Origin of the sequence: Paenibacillus taichungensis (assembly GCF_013359905.1) — a bacterium.
In the GTDB taxonomy this organism is placed as follows: domain Bacteria; phylum Bacillota; class Bacilli; order Paenibacillales; family Paenibacillaceae; genus Paenibacillus; species Paenibacillus taichungensis.
Map to the genome: position 1 here is coordinate 490,148 of NZ_JABMCC010000121.1, position 14,876 is coordinate 505,023.

Below are 14,876 nucleotides of genomic sequence, written 5' to 3' on the forward strand. Positions count from 1 at the left end.
ACCGGCTATTTTTGTTTTAAATGCTGGATAATCAGTTCAACAGGCTGGGGGTCGACAGCTGCGATCAGATCTCCAGTCTCCGTCAAGCGTTCCACGATGTTCATCAAGTGGTAATCCTTAACCGAAACGTTGTTCCGAACTTCATCCCATGTGAGAGGAGTAGAAACTGTACCGCCTGGTTTGGCGCGGGGAGTGTAGGGAGCTGCGAGCGTTTTGCCACCGTAATGCTGGAGGTAATCAAAATAAATGCGATCCCCCCGGTCTTTTTTTAGTCGTTCCAGTGTAAATAGATCCGGATGTTTTTGAGTGACGTATTTGCCTACAAAATAACCGATGTCTCTTAATTCATCGAAAGTTACACCTTGGCGGATCGGAACAATAATCTGTACACCTGTGGCACCGGAGGTTTTCGGTACCGATCTAAGGCCAAGCGAAGTTAGCGTTTCCCCCACGATCAGAGCAGCTTGCATGATGCGAGGTTCTTCTTCCTGCGAAGGATCGAGATCAATCATCCACTCGCAAGGCAGATGGCTGCCTACAGCATGTAAGGAAGGGTGAAACTCAAGAGCGGCCAAATTGCCAAGCCATAACAGATCAGGAAGGTCATTCATCACTACATATCGTATCCCATCATGCATCTCAGTTCGTACAAACTCCGGAACGGGCTCCGGGGCGTTTTTTTGATAGAAAAACTCGCCACCTGCACCATGTGGATAACGTATCGTGGTGAGCAACCGATTTCGGGTGTACGTCAGTAGATAGGGGGCCAGTGCCGCCAACTTTTGCAAATAGATAGCCTTGGTTACACCCGCTTCGGGCCATAACAACTTATCCGGATTGGTCACGGTAAGTTCCATTCCATTAATCGTTATGGTGCCCTTTATTGTATGGGCCATGAATATCACCTCCTCTGGTGAGCAAGTATAATTTTAAATGGTAAGCCTTTTTGATGTTTCGGGTGTATGGTGAAAGTAGTTTATCGTTCAGGGATAAGATGACTGATCTGGCTGATCGCACACTCATCTCGCTTTACCAAAGCAAAAGCCTGGATGCTTGGGTGACGTAGGGTAAGATGGTGGGTGAGTTCCATGAATTGCACTTTGACGCCGATATGTGGTTCAATCCATGTCGTCTCCGCGCTTCTCTCGGGTATGTTGTGAAAAGGTCTGTCCTTACGAATAAGAGGTTGTACTTCTTCGGTTAGTTTACGCCAGGAGTCCGAGTTCAATTTACCAGTGCCGACATGACCAATATAGACAAAGTTAGGCCCATCATATACACCGACTGCAATTGCATTGACGATGCCGCTTCGGTAGGTAACCCCTCCAATCATGGCATATAGGTCGTGGAAAATCTTAACCTTCTGCCAGCGTTGATCTTTGCCGTTGATTCCATAGGTACTAGCAAGGTCTTTACATACAATTCCCTCCATCTGGTGCTGTCTCATCACAGTGAGCAGGGCGTCGGGATCGGACGTGTTAGTCACCTCTTGAACATGTGGAGCAGAATTCAGAACTTGGTGCAGCAGACGCTGACGATCTGCAAGTGGCTGATCTGTGACCCATTCTCCATCGCAGTAAAGAATATCAAATACCATATAAGTCACCGGGATCCGGTTTACAGCTTGGGCAATGCCATCCGGTCTGCTCATGCGATCTCGCCGCAGCACGTGATAGAAGGACGGTTTTCCTGTATCTGGATCAAGGGCAATAATCTCTCCATCCAAAATATAAGAAGGGACGGAGCATAGGTTGCGTGGCTGAGCCAGCTCAGGATATTGTGCAGTTCGGTTGTGTAATCTGCGATTAATTAACTGAATTCCCTCTCCGTCCTCGTAAGCAAGCATGCGGACCCCATCCCATTTGATTTGGGCAATCCAATTTTGCCCGGTAGGGATCACATCTCGGGATATAGGTTCAAAAGGAACCAAGGGATTGAACATGTGCTTAAAACTCCTTTCCTCTTTCAAATCTGCCTGAAGGTTGATTCTCTAAGTTGAGTAGTGTAGGTAGGTCTAGCTCTTCCGCAGCCGTTCTTTCAGCTTATGTACCATAATAAGCAGTAAAGGAATCGCGATACCACAAGTCAAATCCCAATCAATCCAATACGGAATAACAACTTTGAGATAGAAATTTTCGTTGGGTGCTAGCACAATGGACATGGACAGAATCAACATGGCGCCAGGCAAAATGAGTGGACGATAGCTGGACAGTTTGAAGAGATGAGTGATTCCGATTACAAAGCTGTAGAAGAACAGAATGCTCTTGAAAAAGACGGCAATTATCCAGACGGAAGCCATAAAGGCCTCAATCCGCTGCAAAAAGTTGCCTATATTGATCTTCAGCGATAGATTAAATGCTGCGAACCAATGGTGCTGCGTCATAAATGGACCCATGACCAGCAGACAGATGGTTAGCGTTAGGGTAAGCATCAATCCCCCTATGATGGCTGCTAGAAGGATATCCTTTTCCCAATGTGCTTCCTTTTTCGCATAAGGAAAGAGCATAAGAAAGATGCACAATTCACAATAAGGATAGGTAAGCACAGCGACAAAGCCTTTAAAGGGATTCAGAAAGCCTTCTGCAAGAACGGGCTTGATGTTGTCCAGATGCGAATGCGGGAATAGACAGACGGTCAGAATGAGCAGGAACAGCACGATCAAGGGCAGAAGTACCTCGGCACTTCTGCCTATGGGTTCCAGACCAGAAAAGAGTCCCCAGGCAAGAGTACAAACAAAAAGCAAACTCACAATGAAGAGGGGAGATTCAGGCAGGATCTGGGTCGTCATGAAATCCCCAATTTCTCTTATGAATGCAGATGTACCCATTAGAAAATAGAATAGATAAAAACAGCTGATGAACGCCCCAATCCAGGGGCCAAGCGTATACAATGCATGTTGGATCAGATTCATGCGGGGCTGAAGTTTGTATACAACGAGCATGATGGACAGTACCCCTGCTCCCCCGGCAACCCCCATTAATGCGGATATCCATGCATCCTGATGCGCATATGAGGTAACCATTGAGGGGAAGACGATAATCTGTTCACCAATCGTGCATAAGAACATCAGTGAGCCCAGTTGTCTTACAGTTAAACGCCCCTTTTCAATCATGTGGGTTCTCCTTCGCATGTCGATCTAGATATTTGGTTAGGATACGCCAATTGCACCAATTTTATTAGGAAATGGGTAAAGGAATAGATCTGCATGAAAAAGTAGGCAAAAAAGCCCGGACAACGGATTTCCCCATGGTTAGAGCGAGGAAATTGATGTCCGGGCTAATCAGATTGTAATCAACTTAAGGCACAACGTTTACGTCACAGATTCCCCGTCTTAATTCGTTGAAGTTAAGCGAATACGAATATTCTGTGGGTCTATAGTAAACCAGTCCTTACCTTGCTGTTCAATCGATGTGTTGGATTGACGTAGTTGTTCTAGAGCTTGTTCCAATTGTTCTTTTCCGTCATAAATGATGGTGAAGTAGTCAATGCCTGTCGCATTGGCCGGATTTACAGGGGCGCCTGTACCAGCCCAAATGTTCAGTCCGATGTGATGGTGATAACCGCCAGCCGATACAAACAGGGCGGACATGTTGGCGAAGTTACCAACGATATCGAATCCAAGTACTCCTGTGTAGAAACGGCGTGACTCTTCCAGACTGCGTACATGGAAGTGAACATGACCAATGACCGTTCCGGCAGGTAATCCCTGCCAAGGTTCGTTCGCGGCGAGAGCAAACAGGCTGTCTACATCAACAGGATCACTTGACATAATGTAGTTATTTTCTGAATCTCGCTTCCAGGTGTCGCGGGCACGGTCTGCATAGATTTCGATACCGTTCTGATCTGGATCGGAAATGTAGAATGCTTCACTGACCAGATGATCACCTTGACCAATTTCGATGCCGAATTCAGCCAGATTACGAAGAGCAAGGCCCAGCGATTTGCGGTCAGGCAGCAGGATGGCGAAGTGATACAGACCTGAAGTGGAGCGAACAGGCATCGTTACTGCATCGGTCAACTGCTCAAGGCGCAGAAGAGACTGCTTTCCATCGGCTGTCAGGGTAGCGACTTTGTCGCTGCGTTCAAGCAGTTTCAGTCCGACCACTTCGGTATAAAATTGAATGGATCGATCCAAATTGCTGATTCGCAGACTTACTTCACCCAGATGGGTTGTAGCAGGGATTTGATAAGTAGAAGTCATAAGGAATTCCTCCTGTATAAAGTTTAGTTGAATTGTTGCGGTTCACTTATTGGCAATGGAATAGGGCTATTGTAATGTCATAGTTCATATAGTTATGAGGCCTAACTGTACATTTATAAATAAGTTACTTTTCATAAGTTAATATAAAATATAAATCAACTTTCGTCAATTGTATTTTCGATTTTGGTATATTCATTCTTGGTTGAGTATTACTTCAATTATGGAGTACAAAACAAAAATCCGGCTGCATGGCCGGATCTCCAATGTTGATGTTAGTGACAAGTGAATCCTGTGCTGTTTGCTGTTTACGCCTTGGGTTTAGGAGCAGCCTTCTTTCTTTTGGCAGGAGCAGGAGTCTCTGTTTCTCCTCCAGCTGCTGCTTGGACTGAAGTTTTCTTGGGAGCACGTTTCTTAGGTTTGGCTGTGGTGGTTCCGGGATCGGTTGGAATGGGCTTCACAGCTTCAATACTTGCTTGCAGTGCTGCCATGAGATCCATGACATTCGCTTCTGGTTTAGCAGGGGCAATTTTGATTTCTTCACCGGCTACTTTGTGATTGATCAGATCCAGCAGTTTGGCGCGGTAGTCGTCCGTATATTTACCAGGTTCAAAAGGAGTAGATAACTGATCGATCAGTAATTTGGCCATCGTCAATTCCTTCTCGTTTACGTTTAGAACCTCGGGCAGGTTGGGAACCTGAGAGACGGGACGAATCTCGTCTGGATAGAAAATGGTTTCCATGGAGAGGCAATCGTCCAGCACACGAATGGCGGCCAAACTACTTTTGGAGCGAATGGATATCTTGGCGATGCCAATCTTTCCTGTATCCCGCATGGCTGTCATTAATAGCTGGTAGGCGTTTCCTCCCGCTTGATCGGGAGAGAGGTAATACGTTTTTTGAAAATAAATCGGATCGATCTCCGTTAAATCCACAAAATCCAGAATGGTAATGGTTTTGCTGCTGGAATCATTTAACGCTTCAAGCTCGTCCTTTTCGAACAAGACGAATTTGCCTTTCTCATATTCATATCCTTTGGTGATCTCTTCCCATTGAACCTCAACTTCACAGGAAGGACATTTACGTACATAAGCAAGTGGACTGCCGCAGACTTTGTGAATGTAACGCATGGAGATGTCTTTGTCTTCGGTAGCCGAAAACATTTTGACAGGAACATGAACCAGACCAAAGCTAATGGCACCTTTCCAGACTGTATGCATGAACGGCTCCTTTCCGAGAACATTTTAGGTATAGTATGGGCATTTCACGGGCGGGATAACCCTATTTTCCCGGATCGGTATGCTTCAGAAAGAGTGGGGGATGATAACAGAAACATCCTTGAAGATCTTCGCTTATAGCGTTGTTTTGAAAGAGGATGATGTTAGTTATTAACTATCACGTCAGGAGGTACCCCTATGAAGAACAAACGAGACGAAGCTGAAGCTCACGCCCATACGTTCTCTCCGTATCCTCGTGCCGAGTCGGAAGGGTCTGAAGGTTTTCATACACCTGCAACAGCGGTTAACTGGGAGGCTATCACGTCAGAAGAGCTGCCGCTTGACAGGGAGTCGTTTATGCTGGACATTGACCGGATGGTGAATGAAGGTCTGGGCGGTGGACAAGTTACAGAAGATAACGGATATATTGGTGAGAGTACAACAGATAGCATGGTGCGGGAATCGCATGATGATCCGGAAGGGGAGTATGAATAACAATGATGGATGTGAAACGGGCGAAAGCCATTTATGATTCCAAAGACACGATTGCTGTTACATTGGAAGGAGATCCGGTTTGGATCGAAAATGTGGATGAAGCCAATGGCATGGCAACGGTGCAGGTAGGCAGCAGACCGGGGAATACCCAGACGGTACGTGTAGACCGTTTGGAAGAGTAAAAGAGAACATCTGGTAAAGGATGTCTAGGAAAGGCCGGTGCCGTCAGGTGCCGGTTTATTTGTCATTCGTGTGAATGGTGGCCTATCTTCCGTTCTGCTTCTGATCCTTCGATGTTGCGGGGTGAGAATGGGACCGATATAATAAAGTTCAAAGTGAACTCAGGCGGCTTGACCGCCAAAGGTGGGGCGTATATTGAATCAGACGCATGAGCAGTGGGTGTATCACTCCCAAGGCATTGCAGATACAGAAGTACTCGCGTCCGCACTCGCTGAACAGGCAACCGCCGGCATGGTGATTGCACTAGACGGTGATCTGGGCGCGGGCAAAACGGCATTTTCACAAAAGTTTGCGTGGCATTTGGGTGTACGTGATGTGGTTAACAGCCCCACGTTTACATTGATCAAGGAATACGAAGGGCGCCTGCCCTTGTATCACATGGATGTGTATCGCATATCACTGGAAGAAGCGGACGAGCTTGGACTGGATGAGTATTTCTATGGAACCGGAGTTAGTCTGGTGGAATGGTCCAGCATCATTCCCGAATTACTGCCACAGGAACACCTGCATGTGCAGATCGAGACGACGGGCCCGGAGGATCGAACGATTACGCTGGATGGGTATGGCGAGACTTATGCTGCCATGTGCCGACAGTTCAGACAGAATGGAGTCAAATGATGATGGAAGATTTACAAAAACAGCCGCGCCAGCGGTTTTTGGCGTTGGATACCTCGACTGCGGTGATGGCAGCCTCAGTGATGGAAGGCCACGCCCTTCTGGAAGAACGCAATGAACGGGCAGAACGCAACCATTCGGTACACGTCGTGCCTGTAATGGAGCAGCTGCTGGAAGCCAGCAGAACGCAACCGGGACAGCTGGACGGCATTGCCGTCGGCATTGGCCCGGGCTCGTACACGGGCATCCGCATTGCGGTGACCGCGGCGAAGACGCTAGCCTGGGCGTGGGACATCCCCGTTGTCGGGGTGTCCAGCCTTCAGGCCCTAGCCTGGGGCGGCTGGCACAGCGGCCTCGCCGCCAAGGCCGAAGCTGCGGCGGAGGATGCCGCCGCAGGGGCTGGCGGAACGCTATCCGCGGACCAGGGCGGCACCGGTGCCGCCCCTGTCCACTGGATCGTTCCGCTCGTGGATGCACGGCGCGGCCAAGCCTATACCGCGCTGTTTGCCTCCGCCGGGAGCGCTGCGCCCCGGCGGCTGGCGCCAGATGCCATCCGTATGGTAGACGGATGGCTGGAAGCCCTCGCCGCCCGCATGGCGGAAGCGGCGCCGGAAGAGCGGCCCGCTGCCGTCTGGATTGTCGGCGAGACGGGCCCGCATGCTGCGACAGCGGCTGAGCTTCGCTGCCCCGCAGGAACGGCGCTCCAGCTCGTACCCTATGAGCTGGAGGGCCGCTGGATTGGGCGCTTAGGCGCCGAGGCGCTGCTTGCAGGTCAGCGAGATGACGTGCATGCGCTCGTGCCCAACTACACCCAGCTGGCTGAAGCGGAAGCCAACCTGCTACGCAAAGGCTAAAAGAGGTTGTTCAAAAAGTCCGCTTTTGATTACGAAGGATGCCTAGTGGCATCATCAGCATCGAATATGGAATTCGGCCGAAATAAGCGGATGCTTACGAAGAATGTTTCCTTGGGAAACATTGAAGTTGCTCACGTAGTTTCCCTACGCTCCGCTACTCCATTTCTAGCTTTATCCCATCTTCTCGGTACTGAAAACCGGTCTTTTTGAACACGCACTAAAAGGGAGGGGAAGCAGATGGACAACGTGGAGAATGACGCGCAGGAAGCAGCGCTTCAGTTCAGGTTCATGACTCTGGGTGATATTCCCGATGTAATGATTATTGAACATGAAGCCTTCACCCTGCCCTGGACGGAAGAAGCATTTCAAAATGAATTGACACACAATCATTTTGCTAAATATATGGTCATGGAATTGGAAGGTACGGCGATCGGCTATGCCGGTATGTGGACAATTATGGATGAAGCCCACATTACCAATATTGCAGTCCGGGAAGCTTATCGTGGGCGCAAGCTCGGTGAGAAGCTACTGGACGAATTGATGAAAACGGCGGCTTATCTCGGGATGGAACGAATGACGCTGGAAGTCAGGGTTTCGAATCGGATTGCCCAGAGCTTGTATCAGAAAAAAGGGTTTGAATCGGCTGGTCTTCGTAAAGGGTATTACTCCGACAATGGGGAAGATGCGATGATTATGTGGGCGAATTTGCCGCCTGCGAGCCGGAGCGGCGAAGAGGAAGGAAGCGTAACGGATTCATGAAGGATTTCAATGAAAAGGTAAGTTCAGCACCATCTTATATATTGGCAGTGGAGACAAGCTGTGATGAAACATCCGTAGCGGTAGTCAAGGATGGACGGGAAGTGCTGTCCAATCTGATCTCCAGTCAGATCGAGACTCATAAGGCATTTGGTGGGGTTGTGCCTGAAGTCGCTTCGCGTAAACACGTGGAAGTCATTACATTGATGTTGGAACAGGCTATTGAGCAATCCGGCATCCGTCCGCGTGATCTGAGTGCGATCGCCGTGACACAAGGACCTGGACTGGTTGGTGCATTGCTGGTCGGCATCGTGGCAGCGAAAACTATGGCCATGGCACTTGGCAAACCGCTCATTGGCACACATCATATCGCGGGACATATCTATGCCAACAGACTTACCCATGAGCTGCAATATCCAGCAATGGCACTGGTGGTCTCAGGTGGTCATACCGAGCTTGTGCATATGGAATCCGAAGGAAAGTTCAAACTGATCGGACGTACGCGTGACGATGCTGTAGGCGAGGCTTATGACAAAGTGGCGCGTGCACTGGGTTGTCCCTATCCGGGAGGACCACATGTGGACCGGATGGCTGCTGAAGCAGAGCAGGCGGTACCTTTGCCTCGTGTCTGGCTGGAAGCCGATTCCTATGATTTCAGCCTTAGCGGTCTGAAGTCTGCTGTACTGAATGTTTTGAATCAAGCCAAAATGCGCGGAGAAACGCTTGAACCATCTGCTGTGGCACGGGGATTCCAGGAAGCTGTCGTCGAAGTGCTGGTAGAAAAAGCAGTAAGGGCTGTCCGTGAGTACGGATCACGTCAATTGCTGTTATGCGGTGGCGTCGCGGCAAACCGGGGATTGCGTTCAGCTTTGCAGGAACGTTGTGCGAAGGAAGGGCTCGAATTGCTGATCCCGCCGATGGAGTATTGCACCGACAATGCAGCGATGATTGGAGCTGCCGCGTATTTGAAGTGGCAGCGGGGAGAAATCTCGGAATTCGATGCCAAAGCTGATCCTGGACTTTCACTTGAAGCATGGTCTGTTCAATCGCTCTAGAATGATTCATGTATATACTTGACAGTCTCAAGTGAAGACTGTATATTAATTACAAATTAAAACAGGAATACGATATGTTCAACTAAACATTTACACGATAGCGGAGAGGACAGAAATAACCTGAAGAAGCGAAGCGTTCGCCTTTATCACCGGATTTTCCCTCTTAGAGAAGGGAATCAAAGAAATCTGGGGATAACAGCGATCGGAAGGTTGTTCTGTCATCGGAGCGCCAGTGTAAATATTCATTTGTTGACTTATATAGATTCCTGAACTGAAACGCAATGAACAGGAACAGTAGGGTATTTCCCGGTCATAGAGAGCTGCGGGGTGGTGCAACGCAGTCGAAGGAAACCTGAAACTCACCTGGAAGCGGAACGATGGAACACGGTAACTCCCTGGGAGAAGCCGAAGGCCGATGATGGCCCAAAGTACATGGTTACGGGTTGCCTCCGTGAATGGGCCGTTGTTGATGGAATCCGGATGACATATCGGTAGAAGATCAACAATAACTGAGGGGGCTTTTGTCACTTTGGGCAATGATAATGGTATGGACGCATACAGGATCAGCTCGAAGGAAATGAAAGTCAACAAGAGTGGTACCGCGAAGGTGAACAGCCTGTCGTCTCTTGCATTATTGCAGGAGATGGCAGGCTTTTTTGATTTTCAAAATGGTGATGAAATTCATGGTCACATATCATAAATGTAATGAACGGGAGCAGTAAAACGATAAAGCGCACAGAGAGCTGCGGGGTGGTGCGACGCAGTGGCTGGAATCGTTCGAATCTCGCCCGGGAACGGAGCTGTGGAAACAGATGAGACTATGTCTCATCCCTTGTCCTATAACCAACAGGGCATTGTGGTACACAGCAACGGTTAACCTCCGTTATAGGGTGTTTCTCCGGCTGGATCGATTGTTATTGTTGCGTACGTAGCTGCAATGGATCTTGGCTGGAGACGACGAGGTGGATGGTGCCTGGCGCAAGCCTGGACCATCAAGCAAGAGTGGTACCGCGGAGGGATAATAACCCGCCGTCTCTTAGATGAGATGGCGGGTTATTTGTGTTTGCTGCCGGCAGCAGGGTGGGCGATGGGAATCAATAATTATGGTTTAGACAAAGAAATATGTCCGGCGTGCAAGTCGACGTGCACATCGGCATGGAATCCAAAATGAATAAACATAGAAAACGGGAAATGAACATCTCGTTCACATCCCCAAAATAACCAATATACATTCAAATTTGATGGAGGTTGATGAATATGACAACGAACAATAACAAACGCATGATTGAGATTTTTGATACAACACTGCGCGATGGAGAACAAGCACCGGGAGCGAGTCTGCAGCCTGAACAAAAAATTGAACTGGCACATCAGTTGGCTTCTCTGGGCATTGACGTCATCGAGCCTGGATTCCCGATCTCAAGTCCAGGTGAGTTCGCTGCGGTTCAGGCGATTTCCAGACAACTGCAAAACGTGGAGATTTGCGGATTCGCGCGTGCGGTCAAAGGGGATATTGATGCAGCCGTTCGAGCAACGGCTGACGCAGCACGCCGTCGTATTCATCTGTTTATCTCCTCTTCGGACATCCATATAGAGCATCAATTGCGCCGTCCGCGCAGTGAAGTCGTAGCTACCGCCCGGGAGATGGTCTCCTATGCTCGTCAGTTCACGGATATTGTGGAATTCACTGCCATGGATGCGGCTCGTACGAAGATGGATGATCTGATCGAAATGGTTGAAGTAGCCATTGAAGCCGGAGCAAGTATTATCAATTTGCCAGATACGGTCGGGTACGCACTGCCGCATGAATATGGAGAGATGTTCCGTCAGGTACGTGAGGGCGCAAGAGGTGGAGATAAGGTTCGATACAGCGCACACTGTCATAATGATTTGGGTCTCGCGGTTGCCAACAGTCTGGCTGCGATTGCCAACGGTGCTTCCCAGATCGAAGTAACCATCAACGGTGTGGGAGAACGGACGGGTAACTGTGCATTGGAGGAGCTGATTATGGCTCTGGAGACGCGGGGAGACGTTATTGGCGCAACGACAAATATCAAACTGAACCAGATGTATGAGACATCCCGTCAGATTAGTCGTGCGATGCATTTCCCAATTGCCTACAACAAACCTGTAGTAGGGCGCAATGCCTTCCAGCATGAGTCTGGTATTCACCAGGATGGTCTGCTCAAGAATCGGAGTACGTATGAGATTATGGACCCGGAAGCGCTGGGCATTCCACGCAGTATGATTATTCTGGGTAAACATTCCGGGCGTCACGCTTTGAAAGATCGGGTTCGCAAATATGGCTTTGAACCCGATGAGCAGCAAATGGAACAGCTGTATGAGATATTTAAAGAAACTGCCGATCAACAGAAAGTGGTCAGTGATGACCAGTTATTGCAGATGGTAAGTCAGACCATGAATATTCCTGCGCAGGATTATGAGCTGGTTGAATTGCAGGTTACGGCGGGCAGCATGACGGATCGAATGGCAGCAGTTCGCATTCGCACGAGCGCAGGGGAGCAATCCTATTCTGCGGTTGGCGGTGGTCCGGTAGATGCAACGATTCGAGCGATTGGTCAAAGTATCTCGGACGACATTACGTTTGTCGATATGGAAATGCACGCACTGAGCGGAGGAGAGGCTGCGAGTGCAGAAGCTGCGGTTACCGTGGAGCGTGCTGGACGTGAATTCAGAGGAACTGCCACGCACAATGATATTGTCATGGCAGCAGGTCTGGCTTATGTAGCAGCATGCAATGCGGCCGGACTGAAGGCGGAGTCTACTGAAAGTGATGAATCAGTGCACGCGTAATATTACACTTCCACATATCACACCACATAACTTTGTGCTTTGTATTCAAAAGCAAACCAGAGGCAGACCTTAAATACAGAGGTCTGCTTTTGTCCTTTTATAGGGGATAAAATATGAGGGCCAGGATAGGTTTGTCAAGATGTGATTATAGTTATCCACATATTCAGGATAATTTGTGGGTAACTCTAGCAAACCCAAACCAGTAATGTTTTCGAAAATAAATGTCTTTAGGGGATAGAAGTCCCCTGTTATATCCACAAAGTTGTGGATAAAGTGGATAACTTGGTGGATAAATATGGTTTTTGTGCAAAAAAAGCTATTCTACCGCCGTATAATTAAGTTGATTAAGTTGCTTGCTATATTGCTTTCTTGTGGATAAAGGGGAAGGTAATCAACAGAAAAATAATTTCCATGATTCGAGTGAATTTGACAATTATGCAAACACCCTTGTCAAAACTCTACGGTTTATCATTAACAAAAAAGCTGATTCCGTCAAGGAATCAGCTTTTAAGTATTGTTAAATGTTCCACGCCGCATGGCAGCAGGAAATGCACTGGAATGGTCCAATTTTATTCCATAGCTAATTCTTCCCACTCTTCATAAGCCTTGGCCAGTTGAAGTTTGTGATCCTCTGCTTTCTCCTGGAGTTCTTGCAGCTTCATGTAGTCCTGATATATTTCAGGCAGGGCCATCTGAGCCTCAAGCTCCGTAATCTCCGTTTCCAGCTTCGCAATCTGTTGTTCCAGAGCTTCCTGCTTGCGCTGGCGGTTACGTTCTTCGCGTTTGGCCTGCTTGTCCGCTTCGAATGAGGCGGCTCCGGATTTTTCGGTTGAGGATAGGGCTGGATCAGATTTAGCCGAGTTTTTGGAAGAGGCAAGGCGTGCTTCAGCCGCTTCGCGCGCGATATCTTCAAGCTCCTGTTTCTTCTCCACATAGTCATCATAATTGCCCAGGTAATGTTCTGTTCCACCCGGATGCAGTTCAACAATGCGTTCAGCCATTTTATTGAGGAAATACCGGTCATGCGAGATGAACAGCAACGTGCCTTCATAGTCCATCAGTGCTGCTTCAAGTACTTCTTTGGCGAACAGGTCGAGATGGTTCGTAGGCTCATCCAGAATGAGCATATTGGCTTCCTTGAGCATGAGCTTGGAGAGGGAGACACGTGCTTTTTCACCACCGCTGAGCGATGAGATTTTTTTGAGTACATCATCTCCACTGAACAGGAAGTTGCCTAGCACCGTACGAATCCGTGCTTCCTCCATGCCTGGATAGGCACTCCACAGCTCTTCCAATACCGTATTGGAAGGATTAAGTCCCGTCTGCTCCTGATCATAATAGCCAATCTGCACCTTGGTTCCCCATTGGATATCACCACTTACAGGACGCAAACTTCCGGTGAGACATTTCAGCAAGGTGGATTTACCTATACCGTTGGGACCGATCAAAGCAACCGTTTCCCCGCGTCTTAGATCAAAAGATACATTGCGGAACAACGGCGAAGCCTCATCGTAGGCAACGGAAAGCTGATCCACACGGAGCACTTCTTTACCGGACATGACAGCCGTTTCAAAAGAGAAATGAGCTTTCTTCAGATCTCCCATCGGTTTGTCGAGCCGTTCCATCTTATCGAGTGCCTTGCGGCGGCTCTGTGCCCGTTTGGTCGTTGAAGCACGTACGATATTCTTCTGAACAAAGTCCTCCATTTTGGAGATTTCATCCTGTTGTTTCTCATATTGCTTCATCTGGCTTTCGTACTCGGCAGCTTTCAGTTCCATGTATCGGCTGTAATTGCCCGTATATTTTCTGGAGCGGTGTCGTTCGATCTCCACGATGGTTGTTACAAGCCGGTCAAGGAAATACCGGTCATGGGATACAACCAGCAAGGCGCCTGAATAACCTCTGAGGTAATCTTCCAACCACGTGAGGGTGGCGATGTCGAGATAGTTGGTAGGCTCGTCCAGCATGAGCAGGTCAGGGGCCTGAAGCAAAATGCGAGCAAGCGCAAGACGTGTCTTTTGTCCGCCGCTCAGTGTGGCAATCTGAGTATCTGGTGAAAATTCACCGAAGCCCATCCCGTGAAGTACACTGCGAATACGGGTTTCCATCTCATAACCGCCATGATCCTTGAACCAGTCCGAGCGTTTGGCATAACGTTCAAGCAGATCGGCGTATTTTTTTTCGTCTTCCATCTGTGCGGGGTCGGCAATATCCTGTTCCATCTGGCGCAAATCCGCTTCAGCCTGGGTCAGATGGGCGAATACGTTCATCATTTCTTCCCATATGGAGCGATCGGATTGCAGTCCGCTGTTCTGGGCGAGGTAACCAAGCGTTGTTTCCTTGGATTTGAAAATCTGTCCGCCATCATAGGACATTTCCCCTGCTACAATTTTGAGCAAAGTGGATTTTCCTGCGCCGTTAACACCAACGAGGCCGATGCGCTCGCGTTCTAATATTTGTAAGTTCACGCCGTCCAGGATTGGATCGACACCAAAACGTTTGATAATTCCGGATACTTGCAGCAGCATAAAATTAAGTTCCTCCATAGGTCCAGTTCTTGATATGACAACTATATCCCAGTTTACATGAAATACAGAGCAATTGCACCGATTTGGAGTGCCTGGGGCGTGTA

Annotated in this window: 14 protein-coding genes and 1 other annotated feature; of the genes, 8 read left to right on the plus strand and 6 right to left on the minus strand. The window is 48.7% G+C overall.

The window, feature by feature from the left end; genetic code table 11:
- Positions 1-5 precede the first annotated feature (5 nt).
- The 5 genes from ligD to ku all read right to left on the minus strand — a co-directional run bounded on the left by ligD (position 6) and on the right by ku (position 5,418).
- Positions 6-896, minus strand: a complete 891-nt coding sequence (gene ligD, locus HP548_RS29865; protein ID WP_076291517.1) for a non-homologous end-joining DNA ligase — start codon at positions 894-896, stop codon at positions 6-8.
- An 80-nt stretch (positions 897-976) separates the two neighbouring features.
- Positions 977-1,942: an ATP-dependent DNA ligase gene (locus HP548_RS29870; RefSeq protein WP_175383696.1), complete on the minus strand. Its 966-nt coding sequence runs from the start codon at positions 1,940-1,942 to the stop codon at positions 977-979.
- A 72-nt stretch (positions 1,943-2,014) separates the two neighbouring features.
- Positions 2,015-3,112 (minus strand): GerAB/ArcD/ProY family transporter, encoded by a 1,098-nt coding sequence (locus HP548_RS29875; protein ID WP_175383697.1) that lies wholly within the window; start codon positions 3,110-3,112, stop codon positions 2,015-2,017.
- A 219-nt stretch (positions 3,113-3,331) separates the two neighbouring features.
- A complete protein-coding gene (locus tag HP548_RS29880; protein WP_175383698.1) occupies positions 3,332-4,201 on the minus strand; it encodes a VOC family protein in 870 nt (289 codons plus the stop codon).
- Positions 4,202-4,506: 305 nt separating this feature from the next.
- On the minus strand, positions 4,507-5,418 hold the full coding sequence (gene ku, locus HP548_RS29885; RefSeq protein WP_076291521.1) for a non-homologous end joining protein Ku: 912 nt from the start codon (positions 5,416-5,418) through the stop codon (positions 4,507-4,509).
- Between the two features lie 195 nt (positions 5,419-5,613).
- Between ku and HP548_RS29890 the strand changes: the two genes are divergently transcribed.
- The 8 genes from HP548_RS29890 to HP548_RS29920 all read left to right on the plus strand — a co-directional run bounded on the left by HP548_RS29890 (position 5,614) and on the right by HP548_RS29920 (position 12,244).
- Positions 5,614-5,910: a hypothetical protein gene (locus tag HP548_RS29890; RefSeq protein ID WP_063564487.1), complete on the plus strand. Its 297-nt coding sequence runs from the start codon at positions 5,614-5,616 to the stop codon at positions 5,908-5,910.
- Positions 5,911-5,915: 5 nt separating this feature from the next.
- Positions 5,916-6,092: an H-type small acid-soluble spore protein gene (locus tag HP548_RS29895; RefSeq protein WP_053783520.1), complete on the plus strand. Its 177-nt coding sequence runs from the start codon at positions 5,916-5,918 to the stop codon at positions 6,090-6,092.
- 193 nt (positions 6,093-6,285) lie between these two features.
- A complete protein-coding gene (tsaE, locus tag HP548_RS29900) occupies positions 6,286-6,768 on the plus strand; it encodes a tRNA (adenosine(37)-N6)-threonylcarbamoyltransferase complex ATPase subunit type 1 TsaE (RefSeq protein ID WP_175383699.1) in 483 nt (160 codons plus the stop codon).
- 2 nt (positions 6,769-6,770) lie between these two features.
- Positions 6,771-7,619, plus strand: a complete 849-nt coding sequence (tsaB, locus tag HP548_RS29905) for a tRNA (adenosine(37)-N6)-threonylcarbamoyltransferase complex dimerization subunit type 1 TsaB (RefSeq protein ID WP_175383700.1) — start codon at positions 6,771-6,773, stop codon at positions 7,617-7,619.
- Positions 7,620-7,856: 237 nt separating this feature from the next.
- Positions 7,857-8,378: a ribosomal protein S18-alanine N-acetyltransferase gene (gene rimI / locus HP548_RS29910; protein WP_076291524.1), complete on the plus strand. Its 522-nt coding sequence runs from the start codon at positions 7,857-7,859 to the stop codon at positions 8,376-8,378.
- Positions 8,375-9,430 carry a tRNA (adenosine(37)-N6)-threonylcarbamoyltransferase complex transferase subunit TsaD gene (gene tsaD / locus HP548_RS29915; RefSeq protein WP_063564484.1) on the plus strand — a complete coding sequence of 352 codons (1,056 nt, stop codon included), beginning with the start codon at positions 8,375-8,377 and terminating at the stop codon, positions 9,428-9,430. The genes rimI and tsaD overlap by 4 nt, the downstream gene beginning before the upstream one ends.
- A gap of 529 nt (positions 9,431-9,959) precedes the next feature.
- On the plus strand, positions 9,960-10,130 hold the full coding sequence (locus HP548_RS34240) for a hypothetical protein (RefSeq protein ID WP_432206571.1): 171 nt from the start codon (positions 9,960-9,962) through the stop codon (positions 10,128-10,130).
- Positions 10,127-10,470 (plus strand) — a binding site (T-box leader). Its footprint overlaps the gene before it by 4 nt.
- 217 nt (positions 10,471-10,687) lie before the next feature.
- A complete protein-coding gene (locus tag HP548_RS29920) occupies positions 10,688-12,244 on the plus strand; it encodes a 2-isopropylmalate synthase (protein WP_076291526.1) in 1,557 nt (518 codons plus the stop codon).
- A gap of 569 nt (positions 12,245-12,813) precedes the next feature.
- Here the strand turns inward: HP548_RS29920 and HP548_RS29925 are convergent.
- On the minus strand, positions 12,814-14,772 hold the full coding sequence (locus HP548_RS29925; RefSeq protein ID WP_175384018.1) for an ABC-F family ATP-binding cassette domain-containing protein: 1,959 nt from the start codon (positions 14,770-14,772) through the stop codon (positions 12,814-12,816).
- Between the last annotated feature and the right edge of the window lie 104 nt (positions 14,773-14,876).

Coding starts and splice junctions, on each gene's coding strand:
- HP548_RS29890 (WP_063564487.1), top strand. CDS start 5,614: ATGAAGAACAAACGAGACGAAGCTGAAGCTCACGCCCATACGTTCTCT.
- HP548_RS29925 (WP_175384018.1), bottom strand. CDS start 14,772: ATGCTGCTGCAAGTATCCGGAATTATCAAACGTTTTGGTGTCGATCCA.
- HP548_RS29870 (WP_175383696.1), bottom strand. CDS start 1,942: ATGTTCAATCCCTTGGTTCCTTTTGAACCTATATCCCGAGATGTGATC.
- tsaD (WP_063564484.1), top strand. CDS start 8,375: ATGAAGGATTTCAATGAAAAGGTAAGTTCAGCACCATCTTATATATTG.
- HP548_RS29880 (WP_175383698.1), bottom strand. CDS start 4,201: ATGACTTCTACTTATCAAATCCCTGCTACAACCCATCTGGGTGAAGTA.
- ku (WP_076291521.1), bottom strand. CDS start 5,418: ATGCATACAGTCTGGAAAGGTGCCATTAGCTTTGGTCTGGTTCATGTT.
- rimI (WP_076291524.1), top strand. CDS start 7,857: ATGGACAACGTGGAGAATGACGCGCAGGAAGCAGCGCTTCAGTTCAGG.
- tsaB (WP_175383700.1), top strand. CDS start 6,771: ATGGAAGATTTACAAAAACAGCCGCGCCAGCGGTTTTTGGCGTTGGAT.
- HP548_RS29895 (WP_053783520.1), top strand. CDS start 5,916: ATGGATGTGAAACGGGCGAAAGCCATTTATGATTCCAAAGACACGATT.
- HP548_RS29875 (WP_175383697.1), bottom strand. CDS start 3,112: ATGATTGAAAAGGGGCGTTTAACTGTAAGACAACTGGGCTCACTGATG.
- HP548_RS29920 (WP_076291526.1), top strand. CDS start 10,688: ATGACAACGAACAATAACAAACGCATGATTGAGATTTTTGATACAACA.
- ligD (WP_076291517.1), bottom strand. CDS start 896: ATGGCCCATACAATAAAGGGCACCATAACGATTAATGGAATGGAACTT.